Origin of the sequence: Janthinobacterium sp. CG_23.4, from assembly GCF_029892305.1 — a bacterium.
GTDB lineage: Bacteria > Pseudomonadota > Gammaproteobacteria > Burkholderiales > Burkholderiaceae_D > Janthinobacterium > Janthinobacterium lividum_D.
The window spans coordinates 1,866,325-1,887,496 of sequence record NZ_JARXUX010000001.1 but is presented as its reverse complement, the minus strand read 5'-3'; the positions used below and the strand labels follow the sequence as shown (position 1 = coordinate 1,887,496).

Below are 21,172 nucleotides of genomic sequence, written 5' to 3'. Positions count from 1 at the left end.
TACTACGCGCAAAGGAATCGACATGCAGCATTACAGCAAAAAGACGAATCCCACGGACCAACGCCTGTACCTGGCGCAGCGCATCGACCAGGCAGACGCACGCATGCAGCACGTGCACGATAAGGTCGAACGGCAACGCTGCGCGCAATGGATCACGGCCTGGGCCGTGGCGGCGGGCGCCGACGCACCGCGCGACATGATGCTGCGCATCCGCGGCGGCTTCATTTTGCTGTGACAGAAAAGTAAAAGCCCCGCCGGGCGCTCAAGCACCGGGCGGGGCAAGTCAAGCCGACATACGCCTATTTTGGTGTGTCGCGTTGCTGCGCGGGCGACGTGTCGCCATCGGCAATTTCATACCACATCGCATTGAGTACGGCGAAGGTCGCCGCCAGCGGAAGACCGAGTATCCAGGCGAAATACCACATAGTTATAACCTTTCCTTAATTCTTAGTAAGCGTGAGCGCTGTCGTCCGTGATGGCTTTGGCATCAACCTTGCCCCACAGCACTTTATAGACCCAGGTCGTGTACGCGACGATGAGGGGAATGAAGACGGCCGTGGCGACCAGCATGATGAACAGGGTCATGTGGCTCGACGAGGCATCCCACACCGTCAGGCTGGCGCGCGGATCGATCGACGATGGCAGGATGAACGGGAACATGGCCGCGCCCACACTGAGGATGATGCCGGCGATGCCGGCCGCGCTGGCCAGCAAGGCGGGCACTTCGCGGCGCGCACGCAGCAGGGCGAACGCCAGCAAGGGGCCCAGCAAGCCCACTACGGGGGCAATCGCGGTCCACGGATGGGCGGCAAAATTGAGGAACCAGGCGCCCACGTGCACTTGCGCCGTTTTCAGCATCGGGTTCGACGGGCCATCGACGACGACGGCGCTGGTGACACGGTAGCCATCCACCCACAGCCACAGGGCCACGCCGGCCAGTGCATACAGCACGACTGTCGCAAGCGCGGCGACGCTGCCGTAGCGGCGCGAACGGTCAGCCACGGCGCCGTCCGTTTTCACTTGCAGCCAGGTGGCGCCGTGCATCACCAGCATGGCGACCGAGACCAGGCCGCACAGCACGGCAAACGGGTTGAGCAGCGCAAAGAAGCTGCCGTCATAGAAAATGTGCATATCCGACGAGAAACGGAACGGCACGCCCTGCAGCACATTGCCGATCGCCACGCCGCAGATCAGGGCCGGCACGAAGCCACCCACGAACAGGGCCGCATCCCAGCGGGCGCGCCAGCGCGGGTCTTCGCGCTTGCTGCGAAATTTGAACGCCACGGGGCGCACGATCAGCGCCACCAGGATGGCGAACATGGCCAGGTAAAAGCCCGAAAACGAGACCGCGTACAGCTGCGGCCAGGCGGCAAAGATGGCACCGCCACCGAGGATCAGCCACACCTGGTTGCCTTCCCACACGGGACCGATACTGTTGATGATGACGCGGCGCTCGAGGTCGGTCTTGCCGGCAAACGGCAGCAACATGCCCGTACCCAGATCGAAGCCGTCGGTGATGGCAAAGCCCACCAGCAAGATGCCGATCAGCAGCCACCAGATCAGGCGCAGTGTTTCGTAAGAAATCATGTCATGCAAAATCATGGTCTGGCCCTCCTTAGGCGCGTTGAGTATGAATGGCTGCGCCTGCTGGCACGGGAGACGGCGCCGTCTCTTCCGGCCCCTTGCGGATGGCCTTGAGCATGAGCTTCATTTCAATGAGCAACAGCACGGTGTAGATGGCGGCAAAGCCGGCAATCGTGATCAGCAAGGTGGTCGCGCCCAAGTTAGAGACCGCCGCGGCCGTTGGCAGCACGCCTTCGATCACCCACGGCTGACGGCCCAGTTCGGCCACGATCCAGCCCGCTTCAATCGCCACCCACGGCAGCGGGATGGAAAACACGGCCACTTTCAGCAGCCAGCGGTGCTTGTCCAGCGTACGGCGCGTCGACAGGATGAAGAACGTGCCGGTGAGCAAGATAAAGAACATGCCCAGACCCACCATCACGCGGAAGGACCAGAACAGCGGTGCTACGGGCGGCACGGTATCGAGCGCGGCCTTGTGGATCTGCTCTGGCGTGGCCAGGCGCGGGTCATCGACATAGCGTTTCAGCAGCAAGGCATAGCCCAGGGAATGGCCTTTCGACTCGAACATATCGCTCGCCTCCTGCGGCACGGGCGCGCCCGGCGCCACGCTGCGGATGGTTTGCAGCGCGTCATACGCCTTGATGCCATCCTGGATCAGCAATTGGCCGCGCTCGACCAACTGCTCGATGCCGGGAATTTCCGTCGTCAGCGAACGCGTGCCGATCAAGCCCATCACCATCGGGATGTGCACCGCGTAATGCGTCTCGCGCGCTGTCGCGTCAGGAAAACCGAAGGCGGTGAAGGCGGCGGGCGCCGGCTCCGTGGTCCACATCGCTTCGATGGCGGCCAGTTTCATCTTTTGATGTTCGGACGACAGGTAGCCGCTTTCGTCGCCCAGCACCAGTACCGACAGCGTGGCGGCCAGGCCGAACGAGGCGGCCACCGTCATCGAGCGCTTGGCCAGTTGTACGTGACGGCCCTTCAACAGATACCAGGCGGAAATACCCAGCACGAAAATCGCCGCTGCCGTGTAACCGGCCGAAACAGTATGGACGAATTTCGCTTGGGCGACAGGATTCGTCAGCACGGCACCGAAATCGGTCACTTCCATGCGCATGGTCTGTGGATTGAAGGCCGCACCGACGGGATTTTGCATCCAGCCGTTGGCAATCAATATCCACAGGGCCGAGAAGTTCGAGCCGATGGCCACCAGCCAGGTCGTGACCAGGTGGCCGCGCTTGGACAGCTTGTCCCAGCCGAAGAAGAACAGGCCGACGAAGGTCGCTTCCAGGAAGAAGGCCATCAAGCCCTCGATGGCCAGCGGCGCGCCGAAAATATCGCCCACATAGTGGCTGTAATAGCTCCAGTTCATGCCGAACTGGAATTCCATGACGATGCCCGTCGCCACGCCCATGGCGAAGTTAATACCGAACAAGACACCCCAGAACTTGGTCATGTCGCGCCAGATGGTGCGGTTTGTCATCACGTAGACCGTCTCCATGATGGCGAGGATCACGGACAGGCCTAAGGTCAGCGGAACAAATATAAAATGGTACAAAGCTGTCAGCGCGAACTGCAGTCTGGATAAAGCGACAATATCGAAGTCCATATAATTTCCTTGGTGTTTCCCTACTTTAATTGCAAAATTGACATTTTTCTGTTGCTAGTCGATAGACGCCCATGTGGCAAAACTGCCGAGCAGCGCCGCCTGTGTCTCCCCTATCGTTCTTCAATCACCGCGCAAGCGCGCCAGCGCTGCCTCGAAATCCGGCGTGCCACGGCGCACGTCAGCGACGATGCGGCCATCGCGCAGGCTGAGCAGCCGGTCCGCCAGCGCCGCCTCGCGCCGCAAGTGGGTGGCGATCAGCAGAGTGCGCCCGTCGCTGCGCGCGCGCAGGCGCTGCAAGACATCGATTGCCACCGGTGCATCGAGTGCCTCGGTGGCTTCGTCCAGCAGCCACAAGGTCGATTCGTGCAGGCACAGGCGCGCCAACGCCAAGCGCCGCGCCTGGCCACCCGACAAGCCCAGGCCACCCTCGCCCAGCAGCGTATCGAGGCCGCCCGCCAAGGCCCGCACGTCCCCCTCCAGGCCGGCCGCCTGCAGCGCCGCCCACAGCTGCGCATCGCTGGCGGACGGGTCGGCCAGGCGCAGGTTGTCGCGCAGGCTGTCCTGGAATAGTTCCGTCTTCTGCGTAAACAGACAGGCGCGCGAGGCGCTGACGATCCCCGACAGCGGTGCCAGCTCGCGCGCGGCGATGGCCAGCAATGTCGACTTGCCCGCGCCACTGGGACCGATCAAGGCCACGCGCTCACCGTGCGCGATGTGCAGCGAGACGTCATGCAAAATGGCGACATCGCTGCCCGCATGCGCGGCACTGATGCGTTCCAGGCGCAAGCCGTTTGCGGCTGCGGCGGGCGACAGCGGTGACTGTTCCAGGCTTGCCAGGCACGGCGCCAGACGGCGCATGGCCAGCAGCATGCGACCCGCTTCCAGCGCGCCACGGCGCAGTCCCGCAAACGGTTCCACGGCCGTCAGGGCAATCAGCAAGGCCAGCGCCGCCAGCGGCAGGTTCAGCGCCTGCTGCTGCACCAGCGCGGCCACGGCCAGCAGCACGCCGGCCAAGGTCACGCTGGCGGCCACGCCATACGCGGCACTGGCCGCCGTATCGAGGCGCAGCAAGGCGAAATCGGCTTGCGCCAGCGAGCGGTCGATCTGTCCCAGCGCCGCGCATTGGGCCTCGATGCGGCCCGCCATCACCAGGTCCGTCTGGCCGGCCATCAGGTCGATGCTGCCGGAACGTAATTTTTCGATGGCGCGCGAGCGCAGGATGGCGGGACGGCGGGCACGCTGCGCCACAACCGAGCTGATGCCGCCGCCGGCCGCCAGCAGCCACGCGGCCAGGCCCAAGCCCAGCTGCCACTGCAGCACGCCCAGCGCGATGCCGGCCAGCAAGGCCACGCACAGCGCCGTAAAGGCCGGCACCAGCAGGCGCAAATACAGCGCTTCGAGCGCATCGATATCGGCCGTCAAGCGGAACAGCAGCTTGGCAGGCTGGCGCAGCAAGCGACTGGCCGCTTCCGGGCGCGACCAGGCACGGAACAGTTGCACGCGGATGCTGGCCAGGGCGGCGAAGGTGGCGTCGTGCGTGACGAGACGCTCCGCATAGCGCGAGCCCGTGCGGCCGATGGCGAGCAGGCGGATGCCGGCCGACGGGCCGAACACGTCGAACAGCACGGCGGTGGACGCATGCAGGCCAGCAAGCGAGGTGGCAGTGATGAACCAGCCAGACAAACCCAGCAAGGCCATGCCGGCTACCGCCGTCAGGGCCGCCAGCATGGCGCCAGCAATCAATTTGCCGGGCTGGGCCAGCAGCAATTGCCGCAGGACGCGATGGCGCATGAAGGAAGTTTTCATGCGCGTCCTTCTTCCTTCTGTGCCTGCGGCTGCGGCTGCGCCTGCATGTGCGCCTGCACATCGACCTGCACCGTGCGCTGCAGGCGGCCAGCCAGCACGGGGTCGTGCGTGGCGACGATCATGGTTTTGCCCCTTGCCAACGCCAGCAAGGCGTCCGTGACGCGCGCCGCCGTCTCACTATCGAGGTGGGCCGTCGGTTCATCGACCAGCAACAGGTCGGCATGCGGGTGCAGGGCCACGCGGGCCAACGCCAGGCGCACCGCTTCGCCGCCGGACAGGCCCTGGCCCCCATCGCTGAGCATGACGGCCGGTTGCGCCTGAGCCACGGCGGCCAGGTCGGCCAGATGCAAAGCCTGCGTCACTTGCGCGGCGTTCGCGCCAGCGCGGCCCAGCGTCACGTTCTGGCTGACGGAGGCGGCAAACACGTGCGCACGCTGGCCCATCCAGGCCATGCGCTGGCGCAAAGTATTGACCGTGCTGTCGTTCAGGCGCACGCCGCCGATGCGGATCTCGCCGCCGCTGGCGGGCAGCAAGCCAGCCAACAACGAGAGCAAGGTAGTCTTGCCGGCGCCGCTGGCACCGAGCAAGGCCACGTGTTCGCCGGCATGCACGGTCAAATCGAAGCCGTCGAATACGCGCGCTTCGCCAGGGTGAGCAAAGCGCAGCTCACGGACGTCGACGGCGGGCGGCGGCGCCAGCGCCATGGCGGCGGCGGAGACGGCAGCTGCTGGCATGCCGGCGCCAGGCAGGGGCACGCCATCGGCCACCAGGTCATGCAAACCGGCCAGCCCCGCTTCGCCGGCCGCCTTGTCGTGCCAGACGGCGGCCAGCTCGCGCAGCGGCTCGAAGAATGCGGGCGCCAGCAGCAAGATGAACAAGCCCTGCCCCAGGCTGAGTTCCCGGCCCCAGGTGCCGAAATTGATGCTGCCGAGCAAGGAGAAGCCAATAAACGCCGCCGCCATGGCAACGCCCAGCGCGGAAAACAGTTCCAGCACGGCGGACGACAGGAAGGCGATGCGCAGCACGAGCATCGTGCGCCGACGCACCGATTGCGACGAGGCATCGAGCCGCTCGGCCGTGGCGTCGACGGCGCCCAAGGCGCGCAGAGTGGCCAGGCCGCGCAGCCGATCCAGCAGGAAGGCGTTCATGCTGCCCATTTCCACCATCTGCGCGCGGCTGGCCGCTTGCGCGCCCATGCCCACCAGCGCCATGAAGACGGGAATCAGGGGGGCGGCAACGAGCAAGATCAAGGCGGCAATCCACGACAGCGGTGTCACCACAGCAAGGATCACTAGCGGCACGAGCAACACTTTCCAGCGCGCCGGCTTGTAGCGCACCAGGTAGGGCACGATGGCTTCGGCCTGCTCGGCGATGACGCTGGCCGCCTGGCCCGACTGCGCGCGCTGGCGATCGAGCGGCGAACGGCGCGCCAGCGCTTGCGCCACCTGGACGCGCAAGGTAGACAGGTGCTCGCGCGCCGCCGCATACATGCGCCGCGCACCCCACGCTTCGCAGCCGGCGCGCAGCACGCCCAGCAGCAGCACGCCAGCGGCCGGCAGCAGGGCCGCGCGCCAGAGTGCACCGCCCTGCATGGCTTGTACGGCCCAGGCCAGCAAGGCCGCTTGCGGCAGCCACAGCAAGGCGGCGCCACCTTGCGCCAGGCTGGCGACACGGGGAAGAACAAAGCGGGGCAAGGATAGGGGCGGGGACGGCAGTGGTGACAGGTTAGGCATATCTATACTTCTTGAGTTTTCAGAATTTTCTGTAAATTCGATTCTTAGTATAATACTGCGAAACATGACATATATCAATTGACCCCACCCGAATGGCGTGAAAAAATCCAGATAATTATGAAAACTCAACATATTCAAATGACGCCGCTGATCCTGACCTTTGTCAGCCATTTCGGCGAGATGGGCAGCCGCTGGGGCTTTAACCGTACGGTGGGGCAAGTGTATGCCTTGTTATTTGTCGCAGAACATCCTTTGCACGCGGACGAAATTGCGGAGCACCTGAGTTTTTCCCGCTCGAACGTCAGCATCGGCTTAAAGGAGTTGCAGGGCTGGGGCTTGATACGCCAGTCGCGCATTCCGGGCGACCGACGCGAGTATTTTTCCTCGCTGGGCGATGTATGGCAAATCTTCCGCGTCGTGGCCGCCGAACGGCGCCGCCGCGAAGTGGCACCGACCCTGACGGTGCTGCGCGAATCGCTGCTGGCACCGGCCACGCAAGCCGGCGACCAGTATGCACAAGAGCGCATGCGCGAAATGTATGAACTGGTTAACCTGGCCAACACCTGGTTCGACGACTTGCAGCGCCTATCGCCCGAATCGATGGCGCAACTGATGAAAATGGGCGCCAAGATGCAAAAGCTGCTCAATGCCAAGGACCGCCTGTTCGGCAAGAGCCCCCACGACGACGAAAAATAAGGCCCGCATGCGCCTGCAGCGGCGCCACGTATACACGCCGCATACGCGCAGCAGCTGACTATTTACACCATCTTTATACCGCTCTGGCTATGCTCGTTGGCACGACAGCCAACCTTGCGAAGGAGCATCCATGCATGAATCCCCATTCCAGTCTCGCGCACGTAGCGTGCTACGCGAGCATTTGCCGGCACGAGAACGGCTGCGCCTCGCGCGTCGGGCGAGCAAAAAAAAGCTGTCGGTATTGTCTGCCCTGCTATGCTCGGCGCCGCTGGTGTATTTACTGAGCGTGCTGCTGTTTGCGCAGCCGTGAGCTGATACGCGAAACGCAAATCACGAGGGGAAGATGCAGTGCGGCCGACTCATGGCGCATGCTGTGTGACCAGTATGAACTGGTCCGCCCAGAGGGAATCGAACCCCCATTCACGGTTTAGAAGACCGTTGTCCTATCCGTTGAACGATGGGCGGAAAGGTGCAGTATTTCAATTCATGCGCCAGCCATGAAATGCCTGCGCAGAATAGAAAACGGGCTGTCATTTCTGACAGCCCGCTTATGACTTTGGTCGGAGTACAAGGATTCGAACCTTGGACCCCCTGGTCCCAAACCAGGTGCGCTACCGGGCTGCGCCACACTCCGCAGAAAAGATAATAACGCCCCCAAGCAATTTCGTCAATTGGCATAGACGAATTAGATGGAAATACCTATCGCGCCTGCCCTGCCCTGGCCTGTCCAGCACTTTCCTGCTTAAGCGCTGACTTTATCGGCAATGCGGCGCGCCATCGACTCGGCCTTGTCCTTATGCTTGGCTTCCACCATGACGCGTATCAACGGTTCGGTGCCCGAAGCGCGGATCAGCACGCGGCCCGTGTCGCCCAATTCGGCCTCGACCATTTCTTTCTCGGCCACCATGGCGGCATTTTTCTGCCAGTCGAAACCGGGCGCTACGCGCAGGTTGATCAGGGTTTGCGGGAACAGCACCAGCTCAGCCAGGCACTGCTGCAGGTTCTGGCCGCTGCGCTTGAGTGCGGACAATACTTGCAGCGCGGAGACGATGCCATCGCCCGTCGTGTGGCGATCCAGGCACAGCAAATGGCCGGAGCCTTCGCCGCCCAGTATCCAGCCCTTTTCCTGCATGACTTCCAGCACGTAGCGGTCACCTACCTTGGCGCGCGCAAAGCCGATGCCCTGCTGCTTGAACAGCACTTCCAGCGCCATATTCGTCATCAGGGTGCCCACGGCGCCAGCCACGGGGCCCGTCGCCAGGCGATCCTTGACCATCACGTACAATAACTCGTCGCCGTTATACAAACGCCCCGTGGCATCGCACATGATCAGGCGGTCAGCGTCGCCATCGAGGGCGATACCGAGATCAGCGCCATGCTCGACAACAGCGGCAGCCATGGCCTTGGTTGCCGTGGCGCCAAAGCCCGCATTGATATTGAAGCCATCGGGCTTGTTGCCGATGGCAATAACTTCCGCACCCAACTCATGAAACACGTGTGGCGCGATATGATAAGCGGCACCATGCGCGCAATCGACGACGATCTTCATGCCACGCAAGTCCAGCTCGTTCGGGAAGGTGCTCTTGCAAAATTCGATGTAGCGGCCCTGGGCATCGTCCAAGCGCTTGGCGCGGCCCAGCTTGTCCGATGGCACGCAGGCCATCGGTTCGTCGAGTGCCGCCTCGATTTCCAGTTCCACGCTGTCGGGCAGCTTGCTACCCTGGGCGGAAAAGAACTTGATGCCATTGTCATGGTAGGGATTGTGCGAGGCGGAAATGACCACCCCGGCCGACAGGCGCAGCGCCCGCGTCAGGTAAGCGATCGCCGGCGTCGGCATGGGGCCGGCCAGCATCACGTCCACGCCAGCGGCCGACAGGCCCGCTTCCAGCGCTGCTTCCAGCATGTAGCCGGAAATGCGTGTGTCCTTGCCAATCAACACTGTCGGGCGCACCTTGCCACCTTGCGACTTGGCTAGCACCTTGCCGGCCGCATAGCCGAGGCGCATGACGAAATCGGGGGTGATCGGAGCCGTGCCCACCAGACCGCGGATGCCATCGGTGCCAAAATATTTACGCGTCATCGTATTTCTCTTTTTGTTGTTTATGATAAATTTTACAATATTAATGTGCCATGCGCCAGACCTTCAATGCATCGACGGTTTCAGCCACATCATGCACACGGATAATTTCTGCGCCTTGCGCTACCGCAGCTAGCGCCCCGGCAACACTACCGGCAAGGCGCTGCTCCACGGCACGCCCAGTAACGGCGCCTATCATCGACTTGCGCGACAGCCCCGCCAGCACCGGCAAGCCCAGTTCGCTGCGCAGCTGGCGCGTGGCGCGCAGCAAGGCGTAGTTCTGCTCCACCGTCTTGCCAAAGCCGAAGCCGGGATCGACGCACAGGCGTTCACGATCGATGCCGGCTGCCGTCATCGTCTCGACGCGTTCGTGCAGGAAGGCAATCACTTCGCGTACCACATCGTCATACTGGGGCTGGTCCTGCATGGTTTGTGGCACGCTTTGCATGTGCATGATACACAGCGCGCAGTCGCTGCCCTGCACCGCCTCGATGGCGCCAGGCGCGCGGAAACCATTGATGTCATTGATCATGTCGGCGCCCGCCAGAATCGCTTCGCGCATCACTTGCGGTTTATAAGTATCGACCGACAGCGGCTTGCCACAGTCGCGCAAAGCGTACAGCACCGGCATAACGCGCTGCAACTCGTCCTGCAGCGGCAAGGGCGGCGCGCCGGGGCGACTCGATTCGCCGCCGATATCGATGATATCAACGCCATCGAGCATCATCTGCTCGGCGCGCGAGAGGGCAAATTCCAGGTGCTGATACTGGCCTGCATCGGAAAATGAATCGGGTGTGATATTCAGGATGCCCATCACCAGCGCCTGCGTGCCCTGCAGGTTGAAGCCGAAACGGCCGAATTGCAAATAGTGTCGCATGTAACTCTTTTTAGTCGTCAGGAAAAATTTGCAGCGGCAACGAAAAAGGGCAAGGATCGCTCCTTACCCTTTCATACAACACGCCGCCGCTCAAGCGGCTGGCGCTATTAAGCTGGCGCCGTCACGTTTGGCGAGATGCCACCCGTGTCGCTATCGCCCGCATTACGGCGTGGCGGGATGACTTTCGGCGGATGCGGCTCGAGGCCGGCCATGATGTCATTAATTTGCTGTGCATCGATGGTTTCCCATTCCAGCAAGGCTTTGGTCATCATTTCCACCTTGTCGCGATTACTTTCCAGCAAGTTACGCGCCAAAGCATATTGCTTGTCAAGAATATTGCGGATTTCGGCGTCGACCTTTTGCTGGGTCGCTTCCGAGATCGTCTTGGTAGCACCACCGAAGAAACCTTCGTTTTCGCTGTCTTCGTAGACCATCACGCCCATGCTGTCGGACATGCCGAAGCGGGTCACCATGGAGCGGGCCAGCTTGGTAGCGCGCGAGAAGTCATTCGAGGCACCGGTGGACATTTGTCCCACGAAAATCTCTTCGGCGATACGCCCACCGAACAGGATGGAAATCTCTTCCAGCATCTTGTCCTTGTAGGCGGACAAGTTGTCGTGTTCCGGCAACTGCCAGGTCAGACCCAGAGCCCATCCGCGCGGCATGATCGTCACTTTGTGCACGGGATCAGCTTTCGGCAACAGCTTGGCAACGACGGCGTGACCGGATTCATGGTAAGCCGTATTGCGACGCTCTTCCTCGCGGATGATCATCGACTTACGCTCAGGACCCATATAGATCTTGTCTTTCGCGTCTTCGAAGTCGGCCATTTCCACCAGTCGCTTGCTGCGGCGGGCGGCAAACAGGGCTGCCTCGTTGACCAGGTTGGCCAGGTCCGCACCCGAGAAACCAGGGGTACCACGGGCCAGGATATCGGCTTTCACATCGGTACTGATAGGTACCTTGCGCATGTGCACGTTCAAGATCTGCTCGCGGCCGCGGATATCGGGCAAGCCGACAGAGACTTGGCGGTCGAAACGGCCGGGACGCAGCAAGGCTTTGTCGAGTACATCGGCGCGATTGGTGGCGGCCACGACGATCACGCCGGAGTTCGCTTCAAAACCGTCCATCTCGACCAGCAACTGGTTCAAGGTCTGTTCGCGCTCATCATTGCCGCCGCCCATGCCGGCACCGCGGTGACGACCAACAGCGTCAATCTCATCGATGAAAATGATGCATGGCGAATGCTTTTTCGCGTTTTCAAACATGTCACGCACGCGCGACGCGCCCACGCCGACGAACATTTCCACGAAGTCGGAACCGGAAATCGAGAAGAACGGCACCTTGGCTTCGCCGGCGATGGCACGCGCCAGCAGGGTTTTACCCGTGCCCGGCGGACCGACCATCAGCACGCCGCGGGGAATGCGGCCACCGAGTTTCTGGAACTTGCTCGGGTCCTTGAGGAAGTCGACCACTTCGTTGACTTCTTCTTTCGCTTCGTCGCAACCGGCGACATCGGCGAAGGTCACGGTGTTGCTGGCTTCATCCATCATGCGTGCCTTCGACTTGCCGAACGAGAATGCCCCGCCCTTGCCGCCGCCTTGCATCTGACGCATGAAAAACACCCAGACGCCGATCAACAGCAGCATGGGGAACCAGGATACAAAAATAGTTTGCAGGAACGACGCTTCCTCTGGCGGGCGCACATCGAAATGCACGCCGTTGTCGCGCAAGTCGCCAATCAAACCCTTGTCGAGGCTGGTGGCGGTGGTACGCACCTTGGTATCGTCCATCAGCTTGGCGGTGATCGACGAACCTTCGATCACAACATCCTTGACGCGCTTGGCTTTGACTTCATCCAGCAAATCGGAATAAGCGATGGCCTTGCTGCCGCCTGTGGCGCCATGACTGTCGAATTGCTTGAACAGCATGAACAACAGCAGCAATACGACTACCCAGATGGCAGATTTGGAAAACATGTTATTCACGAAGACTCCTTGGATGCAGTGCGCATCTCTTTACCAATAGCTAGAAACACGATTTTACTCGCAATAAGCGGGCCGTGCCAAAGCCCACCGATTCGTGCGCGCGAAACAACGCGCACACATGAAAAATGCAGTATAAACAATTTAGGCTTTTAAGCCATCAGACGCTACTGCACTTCTCGTTCCCATGTGCGGATCGCCCCTTAAATATCAAGGGCCGAATCATCTTCTTGCACAGCATTTTTCAGCGGATTCTTGATTCCTCGCCCCATCAGGAAGATTTCTGACGATTTATCGCGGCTGGCCTTGGGTTTTTTCTGCACCACGACCTTGAATTCAGCGCGGAATTTCTCCACGATCTGGCTGAAACCCATGTCCTTGAAGCATTTCACCAACAGCACGCCCGATGGTTTCAGGTGCAATTGCGAAAATTCGAGAGCCAGGTCAATCAAGTGTTCCATGCGCGCCGCATCGGCCGTGGCGATACCCGACAGGTTGGGCGCCATGTCCGACAGAACCAGGTCGACCTTGCGTCCTTGCAACACCACTTCCAGCTGGCGCAACACGCGCGCCTCGCGGAAGTCGCCCTGGATAAAATGAAAATCGGCGATTGGCTCCATTTCCAGCATATCGAGGCCAATCAGGGTACCATTGACCCCGCCGCCATCCTTGCCGGCCAGCTTGCGCCGCGCGTACTGGGCCCAGCTGCCAGGAGTACACCCAAGGTCGACAATGACCTGGCCAGGTTTGATCAGTTTTTCGTCTTCATCGATTTCTTTCAGCTTGTATGCTGCCCGGGCGCGGTAGCCCTCTTTTTGCGCTAACTTCACATAAGGATCATTTATGTGGTCGTGCAACCAGTTTTTGTTTAATTTCTTCTTTGCCATTCGCGTAGAATACTGCTTTTAAGGGAATTACTAAATATTATTATGCTAAAACTTACACCCGTAGAGCGCAGCGCACTGCGCGCCGAAGCACACGCGCTGAAGCCTATCGTCATCATTGGCGAAGCGGGCTTGACACCTGCTGTGCTCAAAGAGATCGACCTTGGCCTGGATTCGCACGGTCTGATTAAAGTCCGCGTGTTCGGCGATGACCGCGAAGCCCGCGTCGGAATGTACGATACGATTTGCGGCAATCTCGGCGCCGCCCCGGTACAACATATTGGCAAACTGCTGGTAATCTACCGTCCGAAAAAAGAAGTGGTTAAGGAGAAGGTCAGCGCCGGCAAAGGCATGCGCGAAGTGACCATCGTCAAGGCCAGCGCCAGCGGCACCAAGCGCCCTAGCGTGACGAAAGTCATGATCAAGGGCAATGAGCGCGTTACCGAAGGCGGTTCCATCAAGCGTGCCAAGCCACGTCAGAAAAGCGCCAAGAAAAGCGCACTGGGCAGCAAGTAAGCCTGTTCACCCGGCAACTGCAAGGCTGCCGGGCTTGAAACAAGAAGCGGAGCACGGGATTTCCCCTGCTCCGCTTTTTTATTGCCGCTACGGCATTTGTCGGATTACGCGTGGCCTACGGCCTCGCTAATCCGACAAGCACGGCAGCGATTATTGCTGTTTCCAGATCAATACGCCCGCCAGCAAGCTCTGCACGGAAAAGATCAGGGTCGATACGCCATGCAGCATGCCGAAACGGCTACGCATGGCTTCGTCCATGATACCCGATGAACCCTGCGCTTGCGCCTTGAGCGCGGCCATCAGGGGCGTGATGCCGAAATGGCTGAGCAGCGCACACACCAGCATAGACAGCACCAGCGCCCCCAGCAGACGGCGGCGCTTGAGCTCCAGCGCGCCCGCACCCCATTGCAGCAAGGCCAGCAGCACTACGGCGCAGGCGAAGGACAACCAGGCTTCGGCACGGAACATGCTGCCGGCGATGTTACCCGCCAGCACACGGTCGCTCAAGGTGCCAAACAGCGTGGGCGCCACGATGAAACCGATGGTCCACAAACTGCCAGCCCACAGGGTGGCAACCAGGAGGCGCAGGCGGCTCAGCATCAGATATACAGTACTTCCAGAATTTCGTATTCGCGCGGGCCAGACGGCGCCTGCACTTCCACCACGTCGCCGGCGTACTTGCCGATCAGCGCGCGGGCGATCGGCGACGTGACGGACACTTTATTCTTTTTCAGGTCGGCTTCATCGAGACCGACGATCTGGTAGGTGACTTTCTGGCCCGACTCCAGGTCTTCCAGATTCACGGTCGAGGCAAACACCACGCGGCCTTCCGCGTCGAGCGCGGTGGGGTCGATGATTTGCGCTGCACCGAGCTTGCCTTCGAGTTCGGCGATACGCCCTTCGACGAAGGCCTGGCGTTCCTTGGCAGCATCATACTCGGCATTTTCCGACAAATCTCCGTGCGAGCGCGCTTCGGCGATCGCATCGATGACGATGCGGCGTTCCTTGGTCTTCAAATGATGCAGCTCTTCTTTCAAGAGTTCTGCGCCGTATTTGGTCAATGGGACTGAGGTCATGTTATCTCTACTATCTGCTAGTTATCGGCGCCGTTGCCCGTGTTTTATCACGCTTAACGGCTGCACCAAGTGAAAACCACAGAGGCCGCGCGCTGCTCTGCACGGAACTCTGTGGTTGATAAGCATGCAGTGTACCGCCTAACGGCGGTCACTGCAAACGCACTTAGTTCAAGGTCTTGTGCAAGCCTTGCAAATCGTACACACGCAGCTCATCCAGATGGCGGATGCCTTCGACCGCCGCTTCCGCGCCGGCGATGGTGGTGTAGGTCGTCACGCGCGAGGCCAGGGCCGAAGTGCGGATGGCCCGCGAATCGACGATGGCGCTGCGTTTTTCTTCCACGGTGTTGATCACCAACACGATTTCATGGTTCTTGATCATGTCGACGATATGCGGACGGCCTTCGATCACCTTGTTGACTGGCGTGACGGCGATGCCGGCAGCAGCGATCACGGCGGCGGTACCCTTGGTGGCGACCACGGTGAAGCCGGACTCGACCAGGTCACGCGCCACTTGCACGGCGCGCGGCTTGTCCGACGCTTTCACGCTGATGAAGACCTTGCCCGATTTTGGCAAGTTCACGCCGGCGCCCAATTGCGACTTCACGAATGCTTCGCCGAACGTCAGGCCTACGCCCATGACTTCGCCCGTCGATTTCATTTCAGGGCCGAGGATAGTGTCCACGCCCGGGAACTTGACGAACGGGAACACGGCTTCCTTGACGCTGAAATACGGCGGCACGACTTCCTGCGTGATGCCTTGCGAGGCCAAGGATTGACCGACCATGCAGCGCGCGGCGATCTTCGCCAGTTGCAAACCGGTGGCTTTCGAGACGAAAGGCACGGTACGCGAAGCGCGTGGGTTGACTTCCAGCACGAACACGACATCTTTCATCGCGCCATCGATTTCCTGCTTCTGGATCGCGAACTGCACGTTCATCAGGCCGACTACGTTCAAGCCCTTGGCCATCAGCGCCGTCTGGCGTTTCAGTTCATCAATCGTTTCTTGCGACAGCGAATACGGTGGCAGCGAGCAAGCCGAGTCGCCCGAGTGCACGCCGGCCTGTTCGATGTGTTCCATCACGCCGCCGATGAACGTCGTTTCGCCGTCGGAGATGCAATCGACGTCGCACTCGATGGCGTCGTTCAGGAAGCGGTCCAGCAACACCGGCGAATCGTGCGACACCTTGACCGCTTCGCGCATGTAGCGCTCGAGGTCGCGTTGCTCATGGACGATTTCCATGGCGCGCCCGCCCAGCACGTACGATGGACGCACGACCAGCGGGTAGCCGATTTCCTGCGCCAGCGCCAGGGCGTCGGCTTCGGTGCGTGCGGTGCGGTTAGGCGGCTGGCGCAGTTCCAGCTTGTGCAACAGTTGCTGGAAACGCTCGCGGTCTTCGGCCGCATCGATCATGTCGGGCGAGGTACCAATGATGGGCACGCCATTCGCTTCCAGGTCCAGCGCCAGTTTCAATGGCGTCTGGCCGCCGTACTGCACGATCACGCCCACCGGTTTTTCGATGGCGACGATTTCCAGCACGTCTTCCAGCGTCAAGGACTCAAAGTACAAACGGTCCGAGGTATCGTAGTCGGTCGAAACTGTTTCTGGGTTGCAATTGACCATGATGGTCTCGTAGCCATCTTCGCGCATGGCGAGAGCGGCATGGACGCAGCAATAGTCAAACTCGATACCCTGGCCGATACGGTTCGGGCCACCGCCCAGCACCATGATCTTTTTCTTGTCGCTCGGCTTCGATTCGCACTCTTCGTCATAAGTGGAATACATATACGCCGTGTCGGTCGAAAATTCCGCTGCGCAGGTGTCGACGCGCTTGTAGACGGGACGGATGCCCAGCGCATGGCGCTGCTGGCGCACGGCCGTGTCGGTCGTCTGCAACAGGAAACCGAGGCGGCGGTCCGAGAAGCCTTTTTGTTTCAACTTGTACAGGGTGTTCTTGTCCAGCTTGTCCAGCTTCTGCGTATCGAGCCACAGTTCCAGGTCGACGATTTCCTTGATCTGTATCAGGAACCATGGGTCGATCTTGGTCAGATTGTGCACTTCTTCCAGGGTAAAGCCCTGGGCGAACGCATCGCCCACATACCAGATACGCTCAGGACCAGGCTCGCCCAGTTCTTCTTCGATCTTTTCGCGGTCCTTGGTCTTTTCATTCATGCCGTCCACGCCCACTTCCAGGCCGCGCAAGGCTTTCTGGAACGATTCCTGGAACGTACGGCCTATCGCCATCACTTCGCCGACCGATTTCATCTGCGTCGTCAGGTGGTGGTCGGCGGTCGGGAATTTCTCGAACGTAAAACGGGGGATTTTCGTGACGACGTAATCGATCGATGGCTCGAACGATGCCGGCGTGGCGCCGCCCGTGATTTCATTGCGCAGCTCGTCCAGGGTGAAACCCACGGCCAGCTTGGCGGCAATTTTGGCAATCGGGAAACCGGTCGCTTTCGATGCCAGCGCCGACGAACGCGATACGCGTGGATTCATTTCGATGACGATCATGCGGCCATCGACGGGATTGATCGAAAATTGCACGTTCGAGCCACCGGTGTCGACGCCGATCTCGCGCAGCACTGCCAGACTGGCATTGCGCATGATCTGGTATTCCTTGTCCGTCAGCGTTTGCGCTGGCGCCACCGTGATGGAGTCGCCCGTGTGCACGCCCATCGGATCGAGGTTTTCGATCGAGCAAATGATGATGCAGTTGTCCGCCTTGTCGCGCACCACTTCCATCTCGTACTCTTTCCAGCCCAGCAACGACTCTTCGATCAGCAACTCTTTCGTCGGCGACGCTTCCAGGCCGCGCTTGCAGATGGTTTCGAATTCCTCTTCGTTGTAGGCGATGCCGCCGCCGGAGCCACCCATGGTAAACGATGGACGGATGATGGTCGGGAAACCCAGCGTGCGCTGCACGGCCCACGCTTCTTCCATCGAGTGCGCCACGCCGGAACGGGCCGAACCGAGGCCGATCTTGGTCATCGCGTCCTTGAACTTGGAACGGTCTTCCGCCTTGTCGATGGCTTCCGGCGACGCGCCGATCAGCTCGACGTTGTATTTCGCCAGCACGCCATTGTTGAACAAGTCGAGCGCGCAATTGAGCGCCGTCTGGCCGCCCATCGTCGGCAAGATAGCGTCAGGACGCTCCTTGGCGATGATGCGCTCCACGACCGACCAGGTAATCGGCTCGATATAGGTGACGTCGGCCATTTCCGGGTCCGTCATGATGGTCGCAGGATTGCTGTTGACCAGGATGACTTTGTAGCCCTCTTCGCGCAGGGCCTTGCACGCTTGCGCGCCGGAATAATCGAACTCGCAGGCCTGGCCGATCACGATCGGGCCAGCGCCAATAATCAGAATACTTTTAATATCTAAACGTTTAGGCATTTTTCTTTTTCTCCTCCGCAGCCATCAAGTTGATGAAGCGGTCAAACAGGTAAGCAACATCCATCGGGCCCGGCGACGCTTCAGGGTGGCCCTGGAAGCAGAAGGCCGGCTTGTCCGTGCGGGCAAAGCCCTGCAGGGAGCCGTCGAACAGCGATTCATGGGTCACGCGGCAATTCGCGGGCAGGGTTGCCGCGTCGACTGCGAAACCGTGGTTTTGCGAGGTAATCAAGACTTGCTTGGTTTCCAGGTCTTGTACCGGGTGGTTGGCGCCGTGGTGGCCGAACTTCATCTTCAGGGTCTTCGCGCCGGAAGCGAGCGCCATGATCTGGTGGCCGAGGCAGATGCCGAAGGTCGGAATACCCTTCTCGATCAACTCGCGGGTAGCAGCAATGGCGTAGTCGCACGGTTCAGGATCGCCGGGGCCGTTCGACAGGAAGATGCCGTCCGGATTCAACGCCAGGGCGTCGGCCGCCGTCGCTTGCGCCGGCAGCACGGTGACTTTGCAGCCGCGCGCCGTCAGCATGCGCAAGATGTTGCGCTTGACGCCGTAGTCGAAGGCCACGACGTGGTATGTCGCGTCGGCGTCGGCCAGTTGGCCGTAGCCTGCACCCAGCGTCCACTCTGTTTCGCGGTACTCGTAGGCTGCCTTGCTCGATACTACCTTGGCCAGGTCCATGCCGGCCAGGCCGGGGAAGGAACGGGCCAGTTCCAGCGCTTGCGCGGCGGATGGCTCATTGCCTTGCGTACCGACCAGGATGGCGCCGCCCTGCGCACCTTTTTCACGCAAGATGCGCGTCAGCTTGCGTGTATCGATGCCGGCGATGGCGACGATATTTTCAGCTTTCAGGTAATCGGACAGGGAGAGCGTGGAACGGAAATTGGATGCCAGCAGCGGCAGATCGCGGATGATGAGGCCAGCGGCGTGTACCTTGGAAGATTCGACATCTTCCGGATTGACGCCCGTATTGCCGATATGCGGATAGGTCAGGGTGACCATCTGGCGGCAATAGCTGGGGTCGGTAAGGATTTCCTGATACCCGGTCATGGAGGTATTGAAAACAACCTCGCCCGTGGTATGACCGGCGGCACCGATCGAAAAACCTTTAAAGATCGTTCCATCAGCAAGCGCTAATATGGCTGGAACGGCAGGGCCAGAAAAAAATGGCGGCAAGGGCAACTCCTGATAAAGTTACCGTAGCTGCGCCACGTCAGACCGACCGCCGTAGTACCCGAGCCAGATGCACTCAGGGTGTTTCAACGGTCATTTTGAATGAGGGGATGGGTAGTCGCTACGGTATATGTGTGATTGGCTAAACCTTTGAATTATAACCAAAAGGGTGCTTTTCCACAAGGAAGAAAATAGACTATGGGCGGCATTTTTTTGTGCAGCAACACAAAACCGGCACCCCATGAAAAAGCCGCCCGGCTTGCGCGGTGCGGCTGCTTCATTCTTCTGGAGATGCAATTACGGTTATTACTTAAATCACCGTTGACGTCGCAACACATGGCCAAACCTACTGCGCGGCGCGCAGCAGGTTTGGCCAGCTGTTATACCAATGCGGCGATACCGGCTTTGGCGATTTGCGCATCTTCCGCCGACTTGACGCCCGAGACGCCGACGGCACCCACGTAATGTCCATCGACGACGATAGGCACGCCGCCTTCGAGCAAACCGTCGATTTCCGGCGCGCTCAGGAACGACACGCGGCCGCCATTGATCATCTCTTCATAGATGCGCGATTCGCGGCGCCCCAGCGCGGCCGTCTTGGCTTTCGATGGAGCAATGTGCGACGAGATCGGCGCCACACCATCCATGCGCTGCAGCCACAGCAAGTGGCCGCCGTCGTCGACGATGGCGATCGCGACCGCCCAGTTATTCTTGACCGCTTCCGCTTCGGCGGCGGCAGCGATTTTCTTTACGTCGTCCAGGGTCAAAATCGGTTTCGATTGCATGATGCGTCCTTGTTATGTTGTAGCAAAGTTGAAGCAAAATTGTATACGAAATGCACAGCGGCACTCGCGCTTACTGCTCGCGCCTGGCCTTCAGCTTTTGCTTGAGCTGCGCCATGACGGCAAAAGTCGCCTGCTCGCCTGCCAGGATCGCCTGATTGCGGCTGTTGAAATCGTTGCCCTTCATGCTGCCCAGGCTGGGCTGGATCACCACATCCGCATCCTTGAGCTCGAACTGGTTGATGCGCTGGCCCATGATGGCAAACGTCTGCATGATCACTTCCATCGAACTGATGGCTTTTTGCGCATCCGTTTGCGACGAGATATTCACGGCGATGATGAAGTCAGCGCCCATGTCGCGCGCAAAGCGCACGGGCACGGGAGCGACCAGGCCGCCATCGACGTAGGTGTGGCCGGCGATCGTCACGGGCTGGAACACGCCGGGCACGGCCGACGAGGCGCGCACTGCCATGCCGGTGTTGCCACGCTGAAACAGGATCGGTTGGCCATTTTTCAAATCAGTCGCCACCACGCCAAACGCAATCTTGAGTTTTTCCAGCGGCACGCCGCCGACAGCCTTGTTAACATAGCTTTGCAGGGCCTCCCCCTTGAGCACGCCGGACGACTTGCCGAACAAGGGCAAGGCCCAGTCGGAAATGGCCGCCTCGTCCATGTCGAAGGCCATCTTTTGCAAGGCGAAACCGGAGTTGCCCGCCGCGTACAGGGCGCCCACCACGCTGCCGGCGCTGGTGCCGGTGACGATGTCGGCGTGGATGCCCTGCGATTCGAGCGCCTTGATCACGCCGATATGCGCAAAGCCGCGCGCCGCACCGCCGCCCAGCGCCAGACCGATCTTGATCTTGCGCGGCGGCACAACGATCGGTTCCGGTGGCGTCAATACTTGTATCGGTTTCGGCACGGTGGTATCACAGCCGGCCAGTACAAAGGCGGCCAGGGCAAGCAGGGTCAGGCGTTTAGGGAGCAT

The 21,172-nt window shown here is 60.5% G+C and carries 19 protein-coding genes and 2 tRNA genes; 4 read left to right on the top strand and 17 right to left on the bottom strand.

Features of this window, described 5'->3' with window-relative positions; all coding sequences use genetic code 11:
• Window positions 1-22: 22 nt before the first annotated feature.
• Window positions 23-235, top strand: a complete 213-nt coding sequence (locus H4V96_RS08605) for a hypothetical protein (protein ID WP_010397258.1) — start codon at window positions 23-25, stop codon at window positions 233-235.
• Window positions 236-299: 64 nt separating this feature from the next.
• Here the strand turns inward: H4V96_RS08605 and cydX are convergent, their stop codons facing one another.
• The 5 genes from cydX to cydD form a co-directional block, all read right to left on the bottom strand.
• Window positions 300-425 (bottom strand): cytochrome bd-I oxidase subunit CydX, encoded by a 126-nt coding sequence (cydX, locus tag H4V96_RS08600; RefSeq protein WP_010397256.1) that lies wholly within the window; start codon window positions 423-425, stop codon window positions 300-302.
• Window positions 426-447: 22 nt separating this feature from the next.
• Window positions 448-1,602: a cytochrome d ubiquinol oxidase subunit II gene (gene cydB / locus H4V96_RS08595; RefSeq protein ID WP_010397254.1), complete on the bottom strand. Its 1,155-nt coding sequence runs from the start codon at window positions 1,600-1,602 to the stop codon at window positions 448-450.
• Window positions 1,603-1,615: 13 nt separating this feature from the next.
• The gene (locus H4V96_RS08590) at window positions 1,616-3,193 is read right to left on the bottom strand and encodes a cytochrome ubiquinol oxidase subunit I (protein ID WP_196855997.1); all 1,578 of its coding nucleotides are present in this window, start codon (window positions 3,191-3,193) and stop codon (window positions 1,616-1,618) included.
• Between the two features lie 120 nt (window positions 3,194-3,313).
• Window positions 3,314-4,999: an ATP-binding cassette domain-containing protein gene (locus H4V96_RS08585; RefSeq protein ID WP_196855998.1), complete on the bottom strand. Its 1,686-nt coding sequence runs from the start codon at window positions 4,997-4,999 to the stop codon at window positions 3,314-3,316.
• On the bottom strand, window positions 4,996-6,732 hold the full coding sequence (cydD, locus tag H4V96_RS08580) for a thiol reductant ABC exporter subunit CydD (protein WP_280720862.1): 1,737 nt from the start codon (window positions 6,730-6,732) through the stop codon (window positions 4,996-4,998). The genes H4V96_RS08585 and cydD overlap by 4 nt, the downstream gene beginning before the upstream one ends.
• A gap of 138 nt (window positions 6,733-6,870) precedes the next feature.
• On the opposite strand from cydD, the gene H4V96_RS08575 reads away from it, so the two are divergent.
• Together H4V96_RS08575 and H4V96_RS08570 are read left to right on the top strand one after the other, a co-directional pair.
• Window positions 6,871-7,428, top strand: a complete 558-nt coding sequence (locus H4V96_RS08575) for a GbsR/MarR family transcriptional regulator (RefSeq protein WP_010397245.1) — start codon at window positions 6,871-6,873, stop codon at window positions 7,426-7,428.
• A 130-nt stretch (window positions 7,429-7,558) separates the two neighbouring features.
• A complete protein-coding gene (locus H4V96_RS08570) occupies window positions 7,559-7,738 on the top strand; it encodes a hypothetical protein (protein ID WP_196855999.1) in 180 nt (59 codons plus the stop codon).
• 80 nt (window positions 7,739-7,818) lie between these two features.
• Here the strand turns inward: H4V96_RS08570 and H4V96_RS08565 are convergent.
• The 6 genes from H4V96_RS08565 to H4V96_RS08540 all read right to left on the bottom strand — a co-directional run bounded on the left by H4V96_RS08565 (window position 7,819) and on the right by H4V96_RS08540 (window position 13,254).
• Window positions 7,819-7,893: transfer RNA gene (locus tag H4V96_RS08565), tRNA-Arg, on the bottom strand.
• Between the two features lie 92 nt (window positions 7,894-7,985).
• Window positions 7,986-8,062: transfer RNA gene (locus tag H4V96_RS08560), tRNA-Pro, on the bottom strand.
• A gap of 108 nt (window positions 8,063-8,170) precedes the next feature.
• The gene (gene glmM, locus H4V96_RS08555; protein ID WP_280720861.1) at window positions 8,171-9,508 is read right to left on the bottom strand and encodes a phosphoglucosamine mutase; all 1,338 of its coding nucleotides are present in this window, start codon (window positions 9,506-9,508) and stop codon (window positions 8,171-8,173) included.
• 40 nt (window positions 9,509-9,548) lie between these two features.
• Window positions 9,549-10,382 carry a dihydropteroate synthase gene (gene folP / locus H4V96_RS08550; RefSeq protein WP_010397241.1) on the bottom strand — a complete coding sequence of 278 codons (834 nt, stop codon included), beginning with the start codon at window positions 10,380-10,382 and terminating at the stop codon, window positions 9,549-9,551.
• A gap of 107 nt (window positions 10,383-10,489) precedes the next feature.
• Window positions 10,490-12,370, bottom strand: a complete 1,881-nt coding sequence (gene ftsH / locus H4V96_RS08545; RefSeq protein ID WP_070346944.1) for an ATP-dependent zinc metalloprotease FtsH — start codon at window positions 12,368-12,370, stop codon at window positions 10,490-10,492.
• Between the two features lie 200 nt (window positions 12,371-12,570).
• A complete protein-coding gene (locus H4V96_RS08540) occupies window positions 12,571-13,254 on the bottom strand; it encodes an SAM-dependent methyltransferase (RefSeq protein WP_010397239.1) in 684 nt (227 codons plus the stop codon).
• Between the two features lie 42 nt (window positions 13,255-13,296).
• Between H4V96_RS08540 and H4V96_RS08535 the strand changes: the two genes are divergently transcribed.
• Window positions 13,297-13,767 carry a YhbY family RNA-binding protein gene (locus tag H4V96_RS08535; RefSeq protein ID WP_010397237.1) on the top strand — a complete coding sequence of 157 codons (471 nt, stop codon included), beginning with the start codon at window positions 13,297-13,299 and terminating at the stop codon, window positions 13,765-13,767.
• Window positions 13,768-13,917: 150 nt separating this feature from the next.
• On the opposite strand, the gene H4V96_RS08530 is transcribed toward H4V96_RS08535, so the two are convergent.
• From H4V96_RS08530 to H4V96_RS08505, 6 genes are all read right to left on the bottom strand, one after another.
• Entirely contained in the window at window positions 13,918-14,367 is a 450-nt protein-coding gene (locus H4V96_RS08530) for a DUF4149 domain-containing protein (protein WP_196856002.1), read from the bottom strand.
• On the bottom strand, window positions 14,367-14,843 hold the full coding sequence (gene greA / locus H4V96_RS08525; RefSeq protein WP_010397233.1) for a transcription elongation factor GreA: 477 nt from the start codon (window positions 14,841-14,843) through the stop codon (window positions 14,367-14,369). The genes H4V96_RS08530 and greA overlap by 1 nt, the downstream gene beginning before the upstream one ends.
• Window positions 14,844-15,006: 163 nt before the next feature.
• Window positions 15,007-18,237 (bottom strand): carbamoyl-phosphate synthase large subunit, encoded by a 3,231-nt coding sequence (carB, locus tag H4V96_RS08520; RefSeq protein ID WP_010397231.1) that lies wholly within the window; start codon window positions 18,235-18,237, stop codon window positions 15,007-15,009.
• Window positions 18,230-19,408, bottom strand: coding sequence for a glutamine-hydrolyzing carbamoyl-phosphate synthase small subunit (gene carA / locus H4V96_RS08515; RefSeq protein ID WP_050855896.1), 1,179 nt, complete (start codon window positions 19,406-19,408; stop codon window positions 18,230-18,232). Before carA ends, carB begins: the two co-directional genes overlap by 8 nt.
• 377 nt (window positions 19,409-19,785) lie before the next feature.
• The gene (locus tag H4V96_RS08510) at window positions 19,786-20,190 is read right to left on the bottom strand and encodes a heme-binding protein (RefSeq protein ID WP_010397228.1); all 405 of its coding nucleotides are present in this window, start codon (window positions 20,188-20,190) and stop codon (window positions 19,786-19,788) included.
• 70 nt (window positions 20,191-20,260) lie between these two features.
• On the bottom strand, window positions 20,261-21,172 hold the full coding sequence (locus tag H4V96_RS08505) for a patatin-like phospholipase family protein (RefSeq protein ID WP_010397226.1): 912 nt from the start codon (window positions 21,170-21,172) through the stop codon (window positions 20,261-20,263).